Annotated in this window: 15 protein-coding genes; 8 read left to right on the top strand and 7 right to left on the bottom strand. The window is 38.3% G+C overall.

Translation table 11 applies throughout. The features are described from left to right. Positions 1-89: 89 nt before the first annotated feature. Together HMPREF0669_RS03830 and HMPREF0669_RS03825 are read left to right on the top strand one after the other, a co-directional pair. Positions 90-878: a Nif3-like dinuclear metal center hexameric protein gene (locus tag HMPREF0669_RS03830; protein ID WP_009227203.1), complete on the top strand. Its 789-nt coding sequence runs from the start codon at positions 90-92 to the stop codon at positions 876-878. Between the two features lies 1 nt (position 879). Continuing rightward, entirely contained in the window at positions 880-1,710 is an 831-nt protein-coding gene (locus HMPREF0669_RS03825; protein WP_009227202.1) for a zinc ribbon domain-containing protein, read from the top strand. Positions 1,711-1,801: 91 nt separating this feature from the next. Here HMPREF0669_RS03825 and HMPREF0669_RS03820 read toward each other — a convergent pair whose 3' ends face one another. The 6 genes from HMPREF0669_RS03820 to HMPREF0669_RS03795 form a co-directional block, all read right to left on the bottom strand. Further along, positions 1,802-2,947: an acyltransferase gene (locus HMPREF0669_RS03820; RefSeq protein WP_009227201.1), complete on the bottom strand. Its 1,146-nt coding sequence runs from the start codon at positions 2,945-2,947 to the stop codon at positions 1,802-1,804. Between the two features lie 142 nt (positions 2,948-3,089). Beyond that, the gene (gene rpiB / locus HMPREF0669_RS03815; RefSeq protein ID WP_009227200.1) at positions 3,090-3,533 is read right to left on the bottom strand and encodes a ribose 5-phosphate isomerase B; all 444 of its coding nucleotides are present in this window, start codon (positions 3,531-3,533) and stop codon (positions 3,090-3,092) included. Positions 3,534-3,643: 110 nt separating this feature from the next. Continuing rightward, complete coding sequence (locus HMPREF0669_RS03810) at positions 3,644-5,662, bottom strand: transketolase (RefSeq protein ID WP_009227199.1); 2,019 nt, start codon at positions 5,660-5,662, stop codon at positions 3,644-3,646. A gap of 460 nt (positions 5,663-6,122) precedes the next feature. After that, positions 6,123-6,956: a DNA/RNA non-specific endonuclease gene (locus HMPREF0669_RS03805; protein WP_232236472.1), complete on the bottom strand. Its 834-nt coding sequence runs from the start codon at positions 6,954-6,956 to the stop codon at positions 6,123-6,125. Between the two features lie 63 nt (positions 6,957-7,019). After that, positions 7,020-7,784 carry an ABC transporter permease gene (locus HMPREF0669_RS03800; protein WP_020967143.1) on the bottom strand — a complete coding sequence of 255 codons (765 nt, stop codon included), beginning with the start codon at positions 7,782-7,784 and terminating at the stop codon, positions 7,020-7,022. Positions 7,785-7,884: 100 nt separating this feature from the next. Further along, complete coding sequence (locus HMPREF0669_RS03795; protein ID WP_009227196.1) at positions 7,885-8,505, bottom strand: ATP-binding cassette domain-containing protein; 621 nt, start codon at positions 8,503-8,505, stop codon at positions 7,885-7,887. 122 nt (positions 8,506-8,627) lie between these two features. Between HMPREF0669_RS03795 and HMPREF0669_RS03790 the strand changes: the two genes are divergently transcribed. The 6 genes from HMPREF0669_RS03790 to HMPREF0669_RS03765 all read left to right on the top strand — a co-directional run bounded on the left by HMPREF0669_RS03790 (position 8,628) and on the right by HMPREF0669_RS03765 (position 19,062). Continuing rightward, positions 8,628-9,701, top strand: a complete 1,074-nt coding sequence (locus HMPREF0669_RS03790) for an agmatine deiminase family protein (RefSeq protein WP_020967142.1) — start codon at positions 8,628-8,630, stop codon at positions 9,699-9,701. 26 nt (positions 9,702-9,727) lie between these two features. Further along, a complete protein-coding gene (locus tag HMPREF0669_RS03785) occupies positions 9,728-10,615 on the top strand; it encodes a carbon-nitrogen hydrolase (protein ID WP_009227194.1) in 888 nt (295 codons plus the stop codon). Between the two features lie 435 nt (positions 10,616-11,050). Then, on the top strand, positions 11,051-14,143 hold the full coding sequence (locus HMPREF0669_RS03780; protein WP_009227193.1) for a TonB-dependent receptor: 3,093 nt from the start codon (positions 11,051-11,053) through the stop codon (positions 14,141-14,143). 13 nt (positions 14,144-14,156) lie between these two features. Next, a complete protein-coding gene (locus HMPREF0669_RS03775) occupies positions 14,157-15,827 on the top strand; it encodes a RagB/SusD family nutrient uptake outer membrane protein (RefSeq protein ID WP_009227192.1) in 1,671 nt (556 codons plus the stop codon). Positions 15,828-16,166: 339 nt separating this feature from the next. Continuing rightward, positions 16,167-16,409: an integrase core domain-containing protein gene (locus HMPREF0669_RS10430; protein ID WP_009227191.1), complete on the top strand. Its 243-nt coding sequence runs from the start codon at positions 16,167-16,169 to the stop codon at positions 16,407-16,409. Between the two features lie 340 nt (positions 16,410-16,749). Continuing rightward, positions 16,750-19,062, top strand: a complete 2,313-nt coding sequence (locus HMPREF0669_RS03765) for a TonB-dependent receptor (protein ID WP_009227190.1) — start codon at positions 16,750-16,752, stop codon at positions 19,060-19,062. 727 nt (positions 19,063-19,789) lie between these two features. Here the strand turns inward: HMPREF0669_RS03765 and HMPREF0669_RS03755 are convergent. Next, positions 19,790-22,324, bottom strand: a complete 2,535-nt coding sequence (locus tag HMPREF0669_RS03755) for an endonuclease MutS2 (protein ID WP_009227188.1) — start codon at positions 22,322-22,324, stop codon at positions 19,790-19,792. Positions 22,325-22,434: the final 110 nt, after the last annotated feature.

The following is a 22,434-nucleotide window of genomic DNA, read 5'->3' as shown; positions in this document are numbered from 1 at the left end:
TATAATTTAAAAAAACTTAACAGACAGGATTCTAAAAATCATCTATCAAAATAAAATTGTAACTTTGTAGTTCATTAAAATATACATGCGTGAAAATTAAAGACGTGATTCATGCCCTTGAAAAGTTCGCGCCTCTGCCCTTACAAGAGAGCTATGATAATGCTGGTTTGCAAGTTGGATTGACAGAGACGGAAAGCTCAGGGGCATTATTGTGTTTGGATGTAACCGAAGAAGTGATTGAGGAAGCCTTTGAATTAGGCTGTAATATCATTGTGGCGCATCATCCATTGATATTTAAAAAACTATCTTGTATCACCGACACGACACTCGTTCAACGCTGTGTTATAAAGGCTTTGCAAAACAATATCACTATTGTTGCAATGCACACCAATATTGATAGCGCAGTGAATGGAGTGAACTTTAAGATTGCAGAGAAGCTAAATATGCACAACTTGCAATTCTTTGGAGGCACAAAAGATGTTGACGGAGTAGCTGGCGGAAGCGGTGTTATAGGTCAACTTGCACAACCTTTAACTGCAAATGAATTTATTTCGCTTTTAAAAAGCACTTTCGATGTGGCTTGCGTTCAATGCAACGAACTTTTAAAACGCCCCATTTCAAAGGTGGCTTTGTGTGGAGGTGCAGGCTCATTCCTATTGAATGATGCTATAAAAGCAGGCGCAGACGCTTTCATTACGGGCGAAATGCATTATCACGACTACTTTGATACAGAGCAAAAGATACAAATTGCAGTCTTAGGTCACTATCAAAGCGAACAGTATACCACTGAGATTTTTAAATCAATCATCGAGAATAATTGTCCAGGACTACCCTGTTTTATCACTAAAGTCAATACAAATCCAATAATATATATATAATATGGCAAAAAAAGATCCTATTGAATTGTCGGTTGAAGAGAAGCTAAAAACGCTTTATCAACTACAAACAAGCTTGTCAGAAATAGATGAAAAGAGAGCACTTCGTGGTGAATTACCTCTAGAAGTACAAGACTTAGAAGACGAGATTGCGGGTTTAACATTGCGTATCGATAAGATTCAACAAGAAATTCGTGAGTTTCAAACTGCAGTAACACAGAAACGTGTGGAGATGGATCAAGCTCAAAAGAGCATAGAACGCTACCAAAAGCAGTTAGATGAAGTGAAGAACAATCGTGAATACGATACTCTTACAAAGGAAATCGAATACCAAAGTCTTGAAATAGAGTTGTGCGAAAAGAAAATTAAGGAAGCTCTTATCAAGATAGAAGAGAAAACTCACGCCTTAGAAGAAGGTAGAGAGAACATTAAAGAACGTCAAGAAGACCTCAAACACAAGAGAAGTGAGTTGAATGAGATCGTTCAAGAGACTCGTGAAGAAGAGGAAAAGCTAAGAGAAAGAATTGCAGAACTAGAGACAAAGATCGAACCTCGTCTTCTATCTAGCTTCAAACGCATTCGCAAGAACGCTCGTAATGGCTTAGGAATTGTTTACGTTCAACGTGATGCTTGTGGTGGTTGCTTCAACAAAATACCACCTCAGAGACAGTTAGACATAAAGATGCACAAGAAAGTTATCGTGTGCGAATATTGCGGTAGAATTATGATTGACCCAGATTTAGCTGGAGTTAAGACCGTAGATGCTACACTTGAAGACAAGCCAAAGCGCAAAAGAGCTATAAGAAAGAAGGCTAAAGAGGAAGAAGGAGAATAATTAACTCTATATAAAAGGAGGCTTATTACATGTTAATAAGCCTCCTTTTGCATTGTAATAACTATGCTTTTTAGATGTAAAGTCAATGCTTTTACTTTACAAATCGATTACTTAAATATTTTCTTAGTGGTGCATCATAGTAGTGGAAGAATAGTTGTGCCAATACAATAGATGCACAAACCACTGCAATTGCAGCAGGATAAGCATGACTAAAAGGCAAGTCATTGTTTTTAACCCATGCATAATAAGTATAAACAAGAGGATAATGTACGATATAAACAGGATAAGACAAGTTACCTAACCAAGTGGCAATGCGCTTTGTTCTATCGCTCATTGCTGTTGCAGAAGCCCCAATACACATCACAAAAGGAAAGGCACATGTAATACAAAATACATCATAAATGCCGTTCAACCAATTATATGCGTGTCCACCAACATTGGGCATAAAGGTCAATACCACCAAAACAACACTTCCGATAATAAACGGATGCTTGATCATTCCAGGGTGATAAGTGCGTGAAATGAGCAATCCCGCAGTGAAAGAGAACAACAATCTAAACATTCCACCAATGAAATTCTCTATTGTTAGTGCCCATCCCCAGCCTAAATTACAATAGTCTCCTTGAAAAGCAGCGTATGTTAATCCCACTGCAAACAAAGGAACAATCCACCAGAGCACACGAGTTGAGACCTTTCTAAATATAAAAGCATACAAAACATAGGCAATATACTCGAAGAAAAGTGACCAACAAGGTCCATTAAGAGGGAACATCTCACCCCAACCACGTATATCCATAGACATTGTTGAGGGTATTAAAAAGAAGTTCAACAATGTTGTTCTAGATAAAGAGCTAAGGCTAACTGAGGCAACATTCCACATTTCACAACCTTGAAAGTAGAACATTGCAGCTCCCAATATTACTCCTACCACCACCATAGGTTGCAAACGAATTAGTCTTCGCAATAAAAAGTTCGACGAAGACACTGTTTCACGTCTATTATCATACGAATATCCAATGACAAAACCCGACAACATAAAAAAGAAATCCACAGCAAGATAGCCGTGATTAACGCTTTGTTCTACGGGATTAATAGCGTAAGCCTCAAACAAATGATAGCATATCACAATTAAAGCAGCCACTCCTCGCAATCCATCCAAAATAAGATAATGAGACTTTGAGACACCATATACGGCAGAAGCTACATTCGTTTGTTGTTCAGTTGTTTCTTTATTCATATCCAATATCGCCTTTTTATTTTACACCTATATTATATATAGACGCTATAAGATTTGTGTTCAAACTAAAAAAGCTTTTATTCTCTGTCTCAAAAAGGAGAATAAAAGCCTATTTTTATACCATACTTTAAAGAGAAAAAAATTATTTCTCTACTGCAATTTTATCTATTCGTGCTTGATGACGTCCGCCCTCGAAGTCGGTTTGCATAAATTCATCAATAATTTTAGCAGCCTCTTCGTTGCTAATATATCGTCCTGGCATCACCAAAACATTTGCATCATTGTGCAAACGAGTCATGTGTGCAATCTCAGAAGACCAGCAAAGAGCAGCTCTAATCTGCTGATGTTTATTGAGAGTCATGCTTATTCCTTCTCCACTTCCACACACAGCAAGACCTGGATACACTTCTCCTGCCTCAACAGCGTTAGCTAAAGCGTGACCAAAATCAGGATAATCAACCGAAGCTTCGCTATTTGTTCCAAAGTCTTTCACTTCATATCCTTTTTCTTGTAGATATGTCTTTGCAAACTCTTTCAATGCAAATCCTGCATGGTCGCTTGCCAATCCAATTACTTTTGCTTTCATATTCTATTTCAATATGTTCGTATTGATAAAAAGAATAGTGAATGATTTTCTGCCATTTCCTTGTCCTTGCAAGATAACATGTCAATCATTCACTATTAATATTGTTATTTTTATTTGTTCAACATTGTTTTAACGCAGTTGTAAACGTTCTCTGCAGTAAAACCTAACTTCTCGTTTAGCACTGTAAAAGGAGCAGAATAGCCAAATGAGTTCAAGCCGAACACTTCGCCATTGCTACCTACCAAGCCTTCGAGAGTTACAGGTAAACCTGCAGTTAAGCCGAATATCTTACTACCAGTTGGTAGCACTTCTTCTTGATATTCTTTTGTTTGACGACGGAACAGACCTTCTGAAGGAACGCTAACAATACGTACTTTCACACCATCTGCACGCAAAAGACTTGCTCCCGCCACAAGAGTTGCCACCTCAGAACCCGATGCTAACAAGATAACATCATATTGTTCGTCTGATCCAGCCACTACATATGCACCCTTACGAGCCATATCATAGTTAGTACCTTCAGGCAAGTTATCTACGTTTTGACGTGAGAATATCAACGCAGTAGGTGTATTCATGTTCTCCATAGCCATCTGCCAGCACACTGTTGTCTCGTTAACATCAGCAGGACGGAATACTCTTACAGAGTCTTCTCCTTTATGATTACGAAGCTTTTCCATTAGTCTTATTTGTGCTTCTTGCTCAACTGGCTCGTGAGTAGGACCATCTTCTCCCACTCTAAAGGCGTCATGCGACCAAATAAACTTAATAGGAACACGCATTAAAGCTGCCATTCTAATTGCAGGCTTCATGTAATCAGAGAACACAAAGAATGTTCCACAAGCAGGAATGATACCACCATGCAAATACATACCAATGCACATACATGCCATAGTCAATTCACTTACACCTGCTTGGAAGAATGCTCCAGAGAAATCTCCACGTATTATGTTATGTGTATCCTTAAGGAATCCATCTGTTCTGTCTGAATTACACAAGTCAGCAGACGACACAATCATATTCTTAACCTGCTCACTTAGCACACCAAGACATGCTGCCGAAGCTACTCTTGTTGGTGAATTAGGCTTTTGAACGAGGTTACTCCAATCGATATTAGGTGCCTTTCCAGAGAACCATTCAGCCATTTTAGCTGCTTTTTCTGGATTTTCAGCTGCCCATTGCTTTTCAATTGCTTGACGTTTTGCTACAATCTCTTTTAGTTCTGCATTTCTCTTTGCATAGAGTTCAGCAACATCATCATATATAACAAATGGGTTTTGAACATCACCACCAAGATTTTTAATGGTATTGATATAGGCATCGCCCCCTAATGGTGCACCATGAGTTCTAAAATCGCCCTCATAACTGGTTCCATCTGCTTGAACTGCACCCTTAGCCATAATGGTTTTACCAATAATAAGCGTTGGACGTTCTGTTTCTTGATTAGCTAATGTCAATGCTTTTCTTATCTCATCAACATCATTACCATTTATAGTTATAACGTTCCAGCCCCATGATTTATATTTCATCTCGGTGTCTTCTCTCATCACAATATCGCAGTTTGTAGAGAGTTGAACATCGTTTGAGTCGTAGAACATTATAAGATTATTTAATCCAAGCACTCCAGCTAAGCGTCCAGTGCCTTGAGATATCTCTTCTTGAATGCCTCCATCAGATATAAATGCATAGATCTTATGTTGCATTACTTCGTGTCCTAGATGCGCTTCTAGGTATTTTTCTGCCACAGCAGCACCTGCTGCAAATGTATGTCCTTGTCCTAAAGGACCTGAAGTGTTCTCTATTCCGTGTGCAATATCACGTTCTGGGTGTCCAGGAGTTACCGAACCCCATTGGCGGAACTGTTGAAGATCTTCCAAAGTGAATTTGCCTTGCATTGCAAGAACAGAATAAAGCATGGGTGACATGTGACCAGGATCAAGATAAAAACGGTCTCTTCCTTCCCAGAAAGGATTACTTGGGTCGTATATTAAGAATTCTGAAAAGAGCACATTGATAAAGTCTGCGCCACCCATAGCACCGCCTGGATGACCCGATTTTGCTTTTTCTACCATCGCAGCAGTTAGAATTCGTATATTATCTGCTGCTCTATTCATTAATGTCTTTTGGTTCATATCTTGTTATAAAGTTTAAACTTACGTTGCAAAAGTACTGCTTTCTATTGACACTTGCAACGCTCTAAGTACTTATTTTTACTAAAGCTTACTATTGATTTGCATTAAGTTGTACACTTAAAAGTTACATTTTAATGCTTTTATAACACTTTAACTTTACAAAAGAAGTCATTTTCTTTATTTAATTGACTTTATCTTACTTTTTATCAACATCATCATCTGAGCACTTAACTTTTAATCTTTCATTTTAAGAGCATTATTTTTATAAAATAAATAGTTTTAAGTTGTAAATCTAAGTCATTTTAATAGTTTCCTAAAGTCAATGCTTTTACTTTATAATTGCAATGCTTTTAACCAATAAACTCAATGCTTTTATACAACAAAAACATTGAGTTTACTTTAAATAGACAATGCTCCTTAAAAATCAAGCGATTGCCTTTATTCTGTAAAGAGAAAGATTTTAGTTAGAAATATCCCAGTCGTAGAAATTGTATGTCTTCTCTATTTCGTTCTCTATCTGATCATTTAGCGAAGCAAAGAAGTTGATTCCTGTAATGCGTTCCACTTCATCTACAGATGTTGCATAGGCTTTTAATGGTTTGTCCGTGTCGTCATTGGGATAGATAAAGCCTATTGCTTTAGGCGAAGAGCCATTATAGAGCACCACCTTAAAGAAGCCTTTGGGAACCAACACCTTGTTAGAACCAATGCGACGACCTTTTTCTTGCGGATTGATAGGACCGCAAACAATGTGTATTTCGCCCCACTTGCGTGCCCAACTACGACACATTTGCTCTAATTCGCTCCAGTCTCCAGAGTTCAATTTAGGTGCTTGTGGACAAATATTGGTCATCAAAAACGATTCTTGTTGCGCTTTTTCACTCCACTTATTATCTGCAGAAGGGCACATGTGTCCACGATCATAGCCAGAACGAACATAGTCAAAAGTGGTTACTTGAGTTCCTTTTACCTCCAAATCGGGTTGAAAAGCGTTTCCATTTCGCTTATATTTTCCATTCGTATGAGACGATGTCAACAACCAAGCCACATAGTTTGGTGTTTTGGTATCGCTGTTATACGAAACCACATAGGCCGTTTTATACATCAATTGTTCTGGTTTTTGAGTAATTTTCGCAGGCAGAAGCACTCTTTTAGATATAGAACCCGTACCACGTTCTACCTCTATTCTCTTCGAATTACTTTCTTTGTTCAGCTCTTTGTCAATCTGTTTGAAAAGAATCTTTACTAATTTACGTGTTTGTTTATTTTGCCAAACTTGTTGAGAACCTTTCATATCGCTATATGAAAAGAAAAAAATAAAACAAAGAAAATATAGGAGGTGCTTTTTATTCATCGTCTATTGCTTAAACTGTTGATATGGATCGAAAGTATATTTTTGCGATAGGGTTAAGCAAATAAACAACGACACGATAGACGAAGCGAATGCAAGAAGAATACAAACCACCTGTGCAACGAGGGCTTCTCCAATGCCTATACCACACATTATCATAATGCACAACACCCAAGGAGCGGTTCCCGAAACCACAAGGCATAAGGGTTTAAGGTTCATTATTGTAGCCTTTTCGATAGCACGACGCAACAAATAGCGTATAGAAGTATTGTGAGAGGCTCCATTTGCTTGTAAATAATAGTATAACTTACCATCATTTAGCAGTCCATTAGCATAAGCGTTTATTCCTTTTGCTGTAGTAACCGCTACCGAACAATAGGTTATTGGTAACAAAGGAAGGAGGTATTGTGCCGAAAAAAAGTTGTCTGCGCCCGATAAAGCATAATGAGCGGGCAACACAAGCAATAGCAACACAACACAATTGGCAATGAGCAAGGGGGTAAAAAAATGCTTTCTGTGAGGCTGTTTCTTTAATGTTGCAGCATAAGTGGCTAACAATGGAGCCACAAGAGATAAAAGGACGTTGATAAAGGTGTTGTTTATTTTCATAGCATAGTATATCACTAAGCCTATAAAAACTGCACCAACACCCATCTTTAGCAATGCAATAAACACTCTATTTTGCTTTGTTGAACCTATATTATATAATATATAAATAGGAAGGAACAACAATATTATGATAAAAAAGCAACTAAAAAAAGATAGTGTCATATATTTATTATGTTCTTATTTTACTTTAGATATGCCCTAAGAGCCTATCGTTTTAATTCTGTTATATCGTTCTTTTCAATCTACTTCAATGCTCAATTATTTATAAATTGATTCGTTTTGTTCCGTTGTTGGCAATCGTTTCGTTGCTTGTTACAGCTAAAATGCCACTTCCCTGCTCTCTTATTTTATTTAAAAGATATTGAAGAATGGTTTGTTCTTCACCCTCCTCGTCACACCAGAGATGATCTATTAGCACTAAATCTTTGGGCGAAATAATCGAAAAGCATAAGAGTATTACTTGCTGTTCGAATGGAGTTAAACTGCAATATTTTTGTTTTAGGATTTCTTTATCTATGCCTATTTCTTTCAAAAGATATTTCAATTGCTCTTTACAATGAGCTTCTTTGTTGTCGTTTGCTTTTAAATGCAATTGAAAAAGGTCTATAACACTCTCTTTATACTCGCAAAAATGGGTTGGAATAAAAGCTAAGTTCTGCCGAAAATAGGCTGCAGACTGGCTATCAACAACGGCTCCATCTATACTGATATACCCCGATTTATAAGGCTTAAAGCCCAAAATATAATCAAACAAGCACCCCATTTCACTGGCATTGGTGGTGTAGATGCTCACCAATTCTTGTTCTTCTACGGTGAAAGACAAGCTAAACGAGGACGTAGAGTCTATGGTTTCGAAAGGTATATCTTTTAATTCTAGCTTCATTCTGATATTCTTTTACTCTAGAGTTACAAAGTTAGTAGTTTTTTTTCACCTATTTATTAAATGAATAAATTTATTCTTTATTTTTCTATTTCCTATCATTATTATGTATAACTTTGCACCAAATGATACAGAACGAACAACAAAATAGAGTGTTACCTGCTGAATGGTATCCTCAAAAAGGTGTGATGTTGACATGGGCACACGCTGAAACCGACTGGCGTCCATACCTCAATGAGATTAACAAAACATTGCTTTCGTTGGCTAAAGCCATTGCAAAATACGAGAAAGTGCTGGTTGTTGCTCAGCAGAAAGAAGAGGTTTTGCAAATGCTTAACGATGAGTTAGGCCCACAATTGATGCAGAACGTAACGGTAGTTGAATGTAAAACAAACGACACTTGGGCACGAGATCATGGCTTTATCACCCTTCTTGAAGAGCAAAACGATGGTTCTGTCCAACCTGTTTACATGGATTTTCAGTTCAATGGCTGGGGAAAGAAGTTCGAATCGCAATATGATAACGCTATCAATCAATATCTTTGCGACAGCAATATTATAAAAGGTAAGTGGCAAGACTGCAATCATTTTGTTTTAGAAGGCGGTTCTATTGAAAGCGATGGCGAAGGAACTATCTTTACAACAAGCACTTGTTTGTTGGCACCTAACCGCAATCAGCCTCTTACTAAGCAAGAGATTGAAGAACAACTCATTCACTTTTTCAATGCAAAACGTGTGGTTTGGTTAGACCATGGCGAACTAATTGGCGACGACACCGATGGACATATCGACACAATTGTGCGCATTGCGCCTAACAACACCATTGTTTACGTGGGTTGTGAAGATACAAACGATGAGCAATACAACGACTTTAAGGCTCTTAAAGAACAACTTTTTGCACTTAAAACACTCGACAATAAACCTTATCGTTTGCTTGAGTTACCAATGACAAAGGCTATCTACAACGACGAAAACCAACGTCTTCCTGCTACCTATGCCAATTTCCTCATCATCAACAATGCCGTTATTTTGCCTACATATAATCAGCCAGAGAACGACAAAAAGGCTGCAGAAGTGTTGCAAGAGGCGTTTCCTGACAGAGAAATTATTAGTATAGACGCTCAAATTGTCATCGAGCAACATGGCTCATTGCATTGCCTAACGATGCAGATTCCACAAGAAGCAGAAGGTATTCTCTAATCAATAACATCCTAAAAACAACGATAATGCAAAATAAAATAAAGGTTGGTTTCATTCAACAACACAACACTAACGATATAAACGACAACATGCAACGCTTGAAAAAGGGCATCGAACAACTTGCAAAGCAAGGTGCTCAGCTCATTGTTCTACAAGAATTGCATAATAGTCTTTATTTTTGTCAGCTTGAAACTGTAGACAACTTCGATTTAGCAGAACCCATTCCTGGTCCTTCTACCGCTTTTTTTAGCGAGATTGCAGCAGCAAATAATGTCGTGATTGTAACCTCATTATTCGAGAAAAGAGCGGCAGGACTATATCATAACACTGCTGTTGTGATTGAAAAAGATGGTAGTATTGCTGGCAAATACCGCAAGATGCATATTCCAGACGACCCTGCTTACTATGAAAAGTTCTACTTTACACCTGGCGATTTGGGCTTTGCTCCAATCCAAACATCATTGGGTAAGCTCGGAATTTTAGTGTGTTGGGATCAATGGTACCCTGAAGCTGCACGCTTAATGGCATTGAATGGAGCCGAATTATTAATCTACCCCACTGCTATTGGTTATGAAAGTAGCGATGCAGAAGAAGAGAAACAACGCCAGAGAGAGGCATGGACAACAGTTCAAAGAGGTCATGCTGTGGCTAATGGATTGCCTGTTATCGCAGTAAATCGTGTAGGATTCGAACCCGATCCATCACAACAAACACAAGGAATTACCTTCTGGGGAAGCTCATTTGTTGCGGGATCGCAAGGCGAATTTATTTATCGTGCATCTGAAACAGAAGAAGAATGCACCATTGTTGAAGTCGATTTACAAAGAAGTGAGCAGGTTAGACGCTGGTGGCCCTTCCTTCGTGACCGTCGAATAGACGAATATCACAACATCACTAAGCGTTTTATCGACTAAAATCAAAACGTTTATCAACCATATTATTAATGTTGATGCTTCGTCGCTTCGATGAAGATAAACATTTATTTCAACGAGTTCTCTACCCCATTGATTTGCAATGAGTTGAGAACTCGTTTCCGTTTTCCATACAAAAGCATTGATATTATACCCTAAAAGCACTGCAATTGCAGTGCAATATCAATGTTATTAATAGACAAAAATAATTCTTTTACTTTTTATAAGTTTACACCTTATCCAAGAATTGCGCTACGCACACAATGTAAAAAAGACAAATTAAAATATTATTATTGTTAAAACGGAAGAAAAACAGACGAAATTTATTTACAAATTCAATTCTTTCACTATCTTCACAGCCTAAGATTACAAATAAAAAAATAAACATTAAAAACCTTTTGCTAATATTTTTTACAATCTATACAAACTCATTGAATTATGGAACCTAGACAAAAGCGGACTATCCCGCATCAAAGCAGTGCACGCTTAATAGCCTTAACTGCAGGGTTATTAGCCTTTGCGCCCATCAACTCATTTGCATCGCTTAACAAAAATAGTGTTAGCAATGAGCAGAAACAAACCCAAACCATTTCGGGAACGGTTAAAGATGAGAACGGAATGCCTATTATTGGTGCTTCGATCAGTGAACTAAATGGAGATAAAACTGGTGCGATTACCGACGTAAACGGCCGTTTCTCTATTTCAGTAGCACCGGGTACAACTATCAAAGTGGTGTACATCGGATACTCTCCTCAAGCCTTTAAAGTTAAAGGAAATCAAACAACTTACGACATTATCTTACGAGAAGACCAACAATCGCTCAACGAAGTGGTTGTAATTGGTTATGGTGTGCAAAAGAAAGCCAACCTAACAGGTTCTGTTGCATCAATCAATTCAGAGAAATTAGAAAGTCGCCCTGTATCAAGTGTCTCTGCTGCTTTGGCTGGAACTATGGCTGGTGTAACTGCAATTCAACGTTCTGGAGAACCTGGTTCGCAAACAGGTAGCCTCACAATTCGTGGTAAAAACTCTATCAATGCAGCTGCTCCTCTAACCATTGTCGACGGAGTTCCTGGTTCAATGAATAACATCGACCCACAAGACATCGAGTCTATCTCTGTCTTAAAAGATGCTGCTTCGGCTGCAATCTATGGTGTTCAGGCTGCGAATGGTGTTATTGTTATCACCACAAAGAAAGGTCAAAACAATCAAAAAGCACGTATTGACTATTCTGGTATGGTTTCTTCAACAAGTCCAACAGCTCACCTTAATTTCTTAGGAGCAGCCGATTATGCTATGCTTTTCAACGAAGCTACAAAGAATGAGAACCCTAATGCAGCTCAACCTTTTAGCGATGAAGACATTCAAAAGTATAGAGATGGAAGTGATCCAATAGGACATCCGAATACAGATTGGTATAAAGAGGTATTTAAGAAGTCGGCAATAGAAACTCAACACAACGTCTCTTTGTCTGGAGGTTCACAGAATACATCTTACATGGGATCTGTTGGTTACGTCTATCAAGATGGTTTAACCCGAGCAAGAAACTACAAACGTTTCAATGGAAGAATGAATATCGATTCAAAAGTAAGCAAATGGTTGTCGATAGGTCTTAACGCTTCGGCTTACAGAGACATCACAAACGACAACTACGAAGGCTCTGCTTCATTGATGCATTATGTGAATCGTATCCCTCCAACCTACAAAATATACAACGAAGATGGTACTTTTAATTATAATAGTATGAACAACCCCGTTGCAGTTCAAGGTTATGCAACAGGTAAGACCACTATTTATAATAGTCAGTTCTTTGGCTCTGCTTATGCAGAAATACGTCCTATTTCAGGTTTAAGCTTAAAGGCTCTCTACAACATACGCCATGATGCGCAGGATTATAGACGCTTTAAGGCTCACTATGAATATGGAAGTGGAAACAATATTGCCAACACTGGTGATAGAGAAGGACAACACAACTATTATAATTGGAACTGGTATACAACTCAATTCCTTGCCAACTATCTCAAAACTTTTGCAAGACACCACACCGTGAATGCCCTTCTTGGATATGAAAAGGTGGATTATACCTATCGATATACAAAGACAAGTCGCAAAGGTGGTGGCTCTAATGATTTGCAAGAGGCATTAGATGCGCTTGATTCTAAGAGTCAAAAGAACGAAGATAATGGATTGGATAAGATTCAATGTTCATACTTCGGTCGTCTACAATACGACTATGACGATAAGTACCTCTTCGAGTTTAACTTGCGTTCAGATGGTTCTTCTGTATTTAAGAAAGAACACAGATGGGGTTATTTCCCTGCAGTTTCATTAGCATGGAGAGCTTCTGAGGAGTCTTTTATTAAAGATAAAGTAGACTGGATTAGTAATCTTAAGCTCAGACTTGGTTGGGGTAAGACTGGTAATGTTGAGCTTAAAGAAGACGATGTTTATCCAACTGTAAGCACTTTCGCATACGGAACATCTGTAATTGGTAATACACTAACAACAAGTATGTTTGAATCTCGCTATGTAAACGATAATCTTACTTGGGCAACTGTAACCAACTACGAACTTGGTATCGAAGCTGGTTTCTTGCAAAACAAGGTTGGTTTTGAGCTAGACCTATACAAGAAACGTACGAACGACATGCTTCTTCGTCTTCCAATTCAAGGAGTTCTCGGTGTAGAGGCACCTTATCAAAATGCAGGTAGCGTTGAAAACACTGGTTTTGACCTTAATGTTTATCACAATAATAAGATTGGAAAAGACTTCCGTTATTCGGTTAATTTGAATCTTTCTTATGTGAAAAATAAGATCACAAACTTGAAAGGTACAGACGGACCCGACCCAGATAATGACAAATATTGGTTCAAAGAAGGTTATGCTATTGGTTCTTTCTATGGCTATGTTGCTGATGGTTTCTTCAATACTAAAGAAGAACTTGCAGCCGGACCTAAACGAACTGGCGGCGAACAGCTTGGAGATATCAGATATAAAAACTTGACTGAAGGAGACAATAATATAACAGCTGCAGACCGACAAGTTATCGGAAAGAACTTCCCAAGCTGGACTACAGGTCTTAATATCTCGCTCTTCTATAAAGATTTTGATATGTCTATGCTATGGCAAGGAGCCTTCGACGTTGATGCTTACTACATAATGGAATCTGCTTATTCGTTCTTTAACAGTGGAAAAGTGTTGAAACGCCACCTCGACAGATGGACTCCTACTCACCACAATGCCACCTATCCACGTGTAACTCGTAACTCTCAAACAAACTTTGCTACATCTTCTTTCTGGCTTCAAGATGCTTCTTACGTTCGTTTAAAGAACATTACATTAGGCTATAACATACCTCAAGCCGTAACAAAGAAGCTCGGTATTGAAAGAGTTAAAGTGTATCTATCAGGAGAAAACCTACTTACTTTCGACCATTTAGATGGTATCGACCCAGAATCTCCATCTGATACACGTGGTAACTTCTACTCAAACATCAAGAAAGTGACATTAGGATTAAAAGTAACATTCTAACATTCTCAACGTTATGAAAAAGACATCTTTATATATTATAGCTGCATTTATTGGCACAAGTTTATTTTCTTGCGCTGATTTAGACAGATTTCCAATTGACGAAATTGCTTCAAAAAATGGTTGGCAGAACAACGACGATGCCACTAAAGCAGTGAACAAACTATATACTTGCGCCCCAGAATGGGATAGTGAGGGTATAGTTGGTCTTACTGATGAAGCTATAAACTCTGATGATGCCGTACATGGTATTAAATGGGCTGAAGGTAATTTGGCAAAAGGTGTGTATGACCCACAAGACTTTAGCTGGAAGAGTAATTATGAAACGATACGCAATGCGAACATTATTATTCTTAACACACCTAATATAACCAGTATGACTGATGCCCAAAAGAATACTATCTTGGCACAAGCAAGATTCTTTAGAGCTTATCAATACTTTCAACTTATCAGACAGTTTGGTGATGTTCCCTATACCGATTCGCCACTAAAACTAAGCGACCAAGAGAACATTACACGCACACCTAAAGCTGAAGTGTACAAGCATATTCTTGAAGATTTCGACTTTGCTGCGGCTAATCTTCCTAAAGAATGGAGCGGTGCAGATGATGCTCGCATCACTAAAGGAGGTGCATTGGCAATGAAAGCTCGTGCAGCTCTTAGTCAAAACGACTGGAAAGTGGCAAGAGATGCCGCTAAAGCAGTGATGGATTTAGGCGTATATGAATTGTGGGATTCTGGCAACACTGGTCGTTATAAGGAGTTATTCTGGAGTGCAACCGATGCAAATTGTAAAGAAACCATTCTTAAACGTCAATTCCTAGCCAACAAATCAGACTGGTATCTCATTGGTTGGGAAGCATTTCCAACTCAGGGATGGGGTGGTATCAACCCTACACAAAGCCTTGTTGACGCTTTTGAAGATATCAACGGAGCACCTATCAGCAAGTCTACTATCTACGATCCAACAAATCCATTTGCTAAAAGAGACCCACGTTTGGAAGTAACTGTGCTACACGATGGGGAAACTATGTATGGCAAAACTCTTAGAACTGCACCTTTGAAATCTTGTCACCCAACAGGTATTGGCACACACGGAGACGCTACTGCAACTGGATATAACCAACAAAAGTGGCTCGATCCTACAATAGATCCACGGACAGATGGTTGGCATATGGATTCTGATTATAAGATTTTGCGCTATGCAGAGGTTCTTCTTACTTATGCAGAAGCAGAAAACGAGCTAAATGGTCTTAGTCAATCTGCCTTCGATGCGGTTAATCTTGTTCGCAAAAGAGTGGGTATGCCAGAGCTACAAAACACCAATTCGGCAAGTCCAACCTATTGCGCAACACAAAAAGATCTACGTGAACGTATTCAAAACGAATGGCGTGTGGAATTTGCTTTAGAAGGTGGTCAACGTCAATGGCACATTCGTCGTTGGGGAATTGCTAAACAAGTGCTTAACGCCCCTATTCTTGGCTTGCGCTATAAACTTGTTGATTCGCCCTCTGCAGTTGCAGGAGATGATGGTAAGATTTGTATTCTTTACTCTCAAGATGCTGACGCTAAGCAAGTAGTTGTACGTACAGGTCATTACGAAGATCACAATATTCTCTATCCAATCCCACAAAAAGAAAGAGATCTTAATAAGAAATTAACTCAAAATCCAGGCTATCCTCAATAGTAGTTAATTAATATTCATACAGCAAAGGCAGGATTTCTATATAGAAACTCTGCCTTTTATTTTGTTTCCCATCATCGTTTTAGAACTCTCTTGCCAACATTTATAACGAAAAATTAAGACCAACTCATCATTGTACATTATCAAAGAAAAGTTCACAACTTGACCCCTAATTTAGTTTGGGGTTTTAAGTTAGAATTATTAATAAAAAAGTATTTTGCACAATGACAAAAAAAGAATTATTCAGTAAATCCTAATCAAAGTTCTTCAGAATCCTTATTAAGGGATATTCGTCGTAACACTAAACGATTTTTCACTTCAGAACAAAAGGTTTTAATTGTAATGGAAGGAATCCATTACGTGCATAGTATTGCCGAGCTCTGTCGTAAGTATCCCTGTAAGAAATATAATATCAAGCACAACTATGGCAATCCCATACATCTGCAGGCACAAGGAAAGGTAGAACGATATCACAGATCAATGAAAAATATAATTAAGCTAAATCATTATTTCTACCCCTCTGAACTGGAAAAGGCTATCGATGGGTGGGTGAAATATTATAATGAGAGAAGGTTTCATGAATAGTTGGATAATCTTACACCCAAAGACGTATATTTATGACAAGGAAAAAAATCAAAAAAAATACGAGAAATAATAAAGCAAAATTCAATCAATAAAAGATTTTTTAATAATACAACAATGAGATATCAAAGTAAATAACTACATTTGCAGTTGTGCACTTTTGTTTGACAACGTACAATAAACTTGTCATATGGCCGTTTATTTCTGTACAGAGTGAGTTTGGGTACTCCGACGTTACGGAGTGCAATTCTCGCGCTGGGAATATAACACAATTATTCGAGAACCTGAATCAAAAGTTCGAAAGATATAACGCAATAACCAAAAGACTTAAAGCATTACTATAATGAAAATAGTTTCTATCTTTCTCTTATCTAACCTGTATTCTATCTGCCTACAAGCAGCCGATATACAAGGAGTTGTAACAGACTCATCTAACACCCCTATTGTTGGCGTAAACATAACTATGCGCACACTGGAAGGAACACAAGTAATGGAAGGAACACAATCTCTTTCTGATGGAACATTCATTCTGAAGGGTGTCAATCCGGGCAATTACACTCTTGTATGCACACATATAGGGTATGCAGACTACATTGCAGAAGTACAGGTAAACAAGGAAGCATCTTTATCTTTAGGCACACTAATAATGTCTCCTCAAAGTGTGCAGCTGAAAGGAGTCACTGTTAGCATCCGTCGCAATGTTTTTACAGCCGACAAGCAAGCTATCTATCCCTCAAAGCAACAAACAGAGACCTCGGGAGGAGGACTGGATTTATTACAAAAACTCCCCATTCCACTATTGGATATTAATCCTTTTAATCGCACCATAGGCTCTCTTGATCCTTCGGGCGGGGTGGCGATATTAATTAATGACATCCCTGCCGATGCCAATGAAGTGGCAGTGTTAGACCCTAAACAGATACGATACGTGGAAGTCGTACGTAAACCAGGTATGAGGTATGGTGATCAACTCGCAATGGCAATTAATATCGTACTCAAACAAGCTAGAAATGGAATATCATTGGGAATGAACACCACCAATTCTATCCTTTTCAAGAGAGGAAACAACAATATATTTGCCACTTACATTCGTGATAAATCCCAGTTCTCCATTAATCAAAATGAAGACTACCAAAACTATTCACGCCAAGAATCAGAAGAATTACGACAATATCTCTTACCAAATAATTCTTGGCATAAGATTGAACAACAAAGTCTATTGACGCGTACTCTATCGGCTACGCACGGTACAACGCTTAAATACAATTTTACACAGCCAAACAATTTCGTGTTTCAGGTACAAGGCTATATCACATCGCATCGTACTCCTAAGCTGAAAAAGTCGTTCCTCGTTCGCGAAACCGGAAAGAGCGACTACATTTATCACACCCATAATCGAGACGAATATAATTCAAATGCGCTCAACTTGTATTTCAAGAAATATCTACCTAACAAGCAGGTACTTATGTTTAATGCGGTGGGTACGTCTATCAACTCAGACTACGATTATCGTTATAACCAAGAGGACAATGGTTTTCAAACTAGCTATGGTGTGGAAGGAAAGAAATCATCTGTTATTGGAGAAGCGAGATACAGCAAGGATTTCGAATGGGGTAGTTTGACTTCTGGTATACATTCCTTCTATGAGCACACAAAAAACCACTATACGAGTAGCGCATCTAACGAAGGAAAGATGATAAACATTAGCTCTAAGGCCTACGTTCAGCTAGATGGTCGATGGGGAAAATTTTCAGGCAGTGCAAATTTGGCCATAGAAGATCAGTATTACAAACAACAAAGTGATCGTTACCACAAGCAGATGTTTAGCCCAAGCGGTAAACTCAACTATGACATCAATCAACGTTTGAGTTTGGGGTATGATTTCAATCTTGCATCTCGTCTTCCAGCCCTGAGTTCTATGAATAATACTGCGTATCAGATTGACCAATGGGAGCGTCGCATGGGAAATTCTGGTTTGAAGCCATTTAATCACATTGAGCATTCGCTAACGTTAGCTTATTACAATCAAAAGTGCTATGCTATGTTACAAGGGGTATATGCGTACAACAAAAATGCAATTATGCCAACCCTAACTCGTACGGAAGAAGAGAATGAACACGTCTTTTTTGACAATGGTGTCGGAAATCAACGTAACTTCAAACAATTGGTTTTGACGGCATATTTGCGCTATACATTATTTCAAAATAAACTGGTATTGAGTGGCACGGGAAGTTACATTCACTACCACGCTGATAGCGAACTTTACAATAATCGCCGTGGTTTTTTCTTTGGCAATTTGGGAGTTGAGAGTTATTTAGGTAAGCTTTATCTCTCGGCTAACATACGTAGTCGCTACAATGCCCTACACGCTGAGAGTATTTGGTACAATGAATACGCTAGCTCTCTTAGCGCGATGTACAAGTGGAAGAACTATCAATTAGGATTGGTATGGGAGCAACCTTTGCAATCTACTGGAACGAATAGTAGTGTCATAACAACGAATAATGTTGTGCGAAAGATGTTATATCAACGCAACCCTGAGGCGGGTAACCATATTCTCCTTACTTTCTCGTGGAGGTGGGATCATGGTCTGAAATCAAAGGCTCAAGATGTAGAGCTAGATAATAAGGATACAAATGCTGGTATTCTCAAATAAATCGATTTATGAATCAAACTACTGCTACCACAATCGTAAACAATAAAATTTGGGAGATTGTATTGACCCGTTTTAAAAGATTGCCTGTATGTTATGCCGATAATGTAGAAGAGTATCGTATGTATATTCCTATTATAGAACGGCTAAATAGAGGAATAGTAATCCTTTGCCGGTTTGAAACTACGAATGAAGTAGAATCTCCTAATTCAATTCTAGTTGAAATTAACGATGAAAGTAGTGTCGTATTGGCATACATTCTAGACATCCTTCAACCTGTAAGTGTTTTAAGGTGGACGTCTGAAAATGCAAAGAAATCCCAATGGAACTCCGTTATAGAACATATAGGTCTACACTGTATAGATGTAAATATGGAAATAGATTCTATTTGTACGTTGTCAAACAAAAGTGCACAACTGCAAATATAGTTATTTACTCTGATAGTTCATTGTTCTATTATCAAGAATTCTTTTATTGATAGAATTTTGCTTTATTATTTCTCTTATCTTTTTGATTTCTCCTCTTGCCCTAAATATACGTCTATAGGTGTAAGATTATCTAACGATTCATGAAATCTTCTCTCATTATAAAATTTCACCCTAGCCATTGTTTTACGACTTTTACTTAAAAACAAATCATCATCAAAGATTATATAAAAGAACAAGCAGAAACGTTCTTTTAAATGCCTTGCTGCTTGTTTTATAGATACCACTTATATTGCTATAAGCCTTTAATCGAAATCTACAACGGTGATTCCTGCTCCACCAAACTGCACATGTTCGTCTTTAAAAGATGAGATGGCAGGAATGGTATTGAGATATTGTCGAATGAGTGTGCGCAAGATTCCGTTTCCCGTTCCATGCAAAATACGCACTCGAGGCATACCTACCAAAGTGGCATCATCAATAAAATACATTACTTTTGTTAGTGCCTCATCGCCTCGAAGTCCACGAACATCAAGGTCTTGGCGGAAGTTCTGCTTTCTACTCTCGATGGCTTGGCGGGTTTCTTTACTGATATTATATACGGTTTTGGTTGTTTTTGCCACCTCTTTTGCTGCTTCTAACTTATTGAGGTTGATCTTTGTGCGCACATCGCCCACCACAACTGTAGCATTATTGCCCATAATTTGTTCGATGGTACCAACTGAAGAAAGTCCTTTTATACGAACGGTGTCGCCCATAACAAGTTGTTTCTTTTCGGTAGCAACAGGCTTTTGAATAGCTCTAAGAGCAGCTGCCGCCTTATTCTCACGCTCTCCTTTCTCTTTCTTATACTTCTCGTGACGTTCTTTGCGCTGCTTTATCTGTTCTATCTTTCGAGCAATTTTCTCATCTTCAGCTTGTTTATCAATATCTTGAACCTGCTCTTTAAAGATGTTCAATTCGCTTCTAAGCTGACGTGTGGCTTCTTTTTCGGCTTGTTTTAGCTTAATTTCTCGAATGGTATTCTCAATCTTCTTATTACTCTCTTTCAAGAGTTCTTCGGCTTGTTCTTTGGCTTTTCGAAGAATTTCCTTACGACTTTGATTGAGTTCGGCGATCTCTTTCTCATACTTTTGAATAACCTGTTCGATATCTTTCTCACGCTTATGTACTGTTTGTCGCTTATTTTCCCAATAGCGTTTGTCACGAACTATATCCTGAAGATATTTATCACTTTGTATATAATCCGAGCCAACGAGTTCCGATGCCTCTTGAATAACACTTTCTGGAATACCTGTTTTCCGAGCAATCTCAATAGCAAAAGAGCTTCCTGGCTGTCCTATCGACAATTGGAAGAGGGCTTGCATCTCTTTTCTATCATACAACATGGCTCCATTCACCACACCTTTGTGACTATCGGCAAAATGCTTTAGATTTTGATAGTGTGTGGTGATGACCCCAAAAGCTTTCTTATTATAGAATTGATGTAACACTGCTTGCGCCATGGCTCCGCCTATTTGAGGCTCGGTTCCACTTCCAAACTCATCTATCAACAACAGGGTTTTAGGATTACAATGGCGCATCATCATCTTCATATTGAGCAAGTGACTCGAATAGGTACTGAGATCGTTCTCGATACTCTGCTCATCACCGATATCAATCATGATACTTTCAAAAATTCCCATTGTAGAATTTTCTGCCATTGGCACAGAAAGTCCACATTGAAGCATGTACTGCAATAATCCTGCAGTTTTTAAACATACACTCTTTCCACCTGCATTGGGTCCTGAAATGATAAGGAGATGCTGATCAGAAGAAAGCATAAGGTCGAGCGGAACAACCTTTTTTCCTTGTTTTGACAATGAACGTTGTAGCAAAGGATGCACTGCTTGTACCCAATCGACATGTGCTTGCGACTTTACAATAGGTTCAATGGCATGGAACTGCTTTGCCAGTCTGCTCTTTGCCCTTATTGCATCAACCTGAGCAAGAATTAAATAAGAATCTTTCATCTCGTTTAATTCGGGACGAATGGTATTGGCAAATTCAGTAAGCAAACGTATAATCTCACGTCGCTCTTCGTTTTCTAACTCACGAATTCTATTGTTTGCCTCTACGACCTCAGCGGGTTCTATGAAAACGGTCTTTCCTGTTGCCGACTCATCGTGTACAATTCCACGTATCTTTCGTTTCACTCCTGGAGGTGTAGGAATAACCAATCGACCATCTCTAAGCGTTGGGGTGACGTCTTTCTCTATGAGTCCTTCTTGCTGAATGCTGCGAAGAATACCATTAAGTATGCGAGATACTGATCCTTCGATCTTACTAAGCTCGGTTCTTATATTATATAATGTGGGCGAGGCGTTATCTCTTATCTTCCCAAATTTATCGAGCATCTCCCCTATTCGTTTTAAAACATGAGGGAAGATATTTATATTGAGCGTGAGTTGGTGTAGAGTTGGATACAGGAAAGAGGCTTTTTCTGAGGTGGTGTCGTTGCTTTCGGTACGTGACAAGAATGCAACTATATCAATAATGGCTTTGAGCGACCGCTGAAGATGCCTTAATTCGTGCTCCTCTGGATATGTCTTTTCGATTCGCAAACGAGCTAACAAAGGACGCATATCATAGAAATATTGAAGTGGAAACTCATCTTCTTGCTCTTCAATCCACTTAAATTCTTTTATTTCATCTAATCGTAAAAGAATGAAATTGTGATCTGTTGAAAAAGAAATTAAGTCAACCTGTTCCTTTCCAAGCTGTGATAAACAATGAGTTTTCAAGATATCACGAATCTCTTTAAATCCAATTTTCTGTTCAAAATCTTTGGGATAAATCATAATACAAAAGTAGTGTAAGTTCACTTAATTACAAAATAAAGATGAAAAAAGTACCAAAAAATTTTGGAGTATAAATAATTTTCTTTACCTTTGCACTCGCTTTAGAATTA

The organism is Prevotella sp. oral taxon 299 str. F0039 (assembly GCF_000163055.2).
Lineage (GTDB): Bacteria > Bacteroidota > Bacteroidia > Bacteroidales > Bacteroidaceae > Prevotella.
Note: the sequence above shows the minus strand (reverse complement) of the source record. Positions and strands in the feature narration are given on the sequence as shown.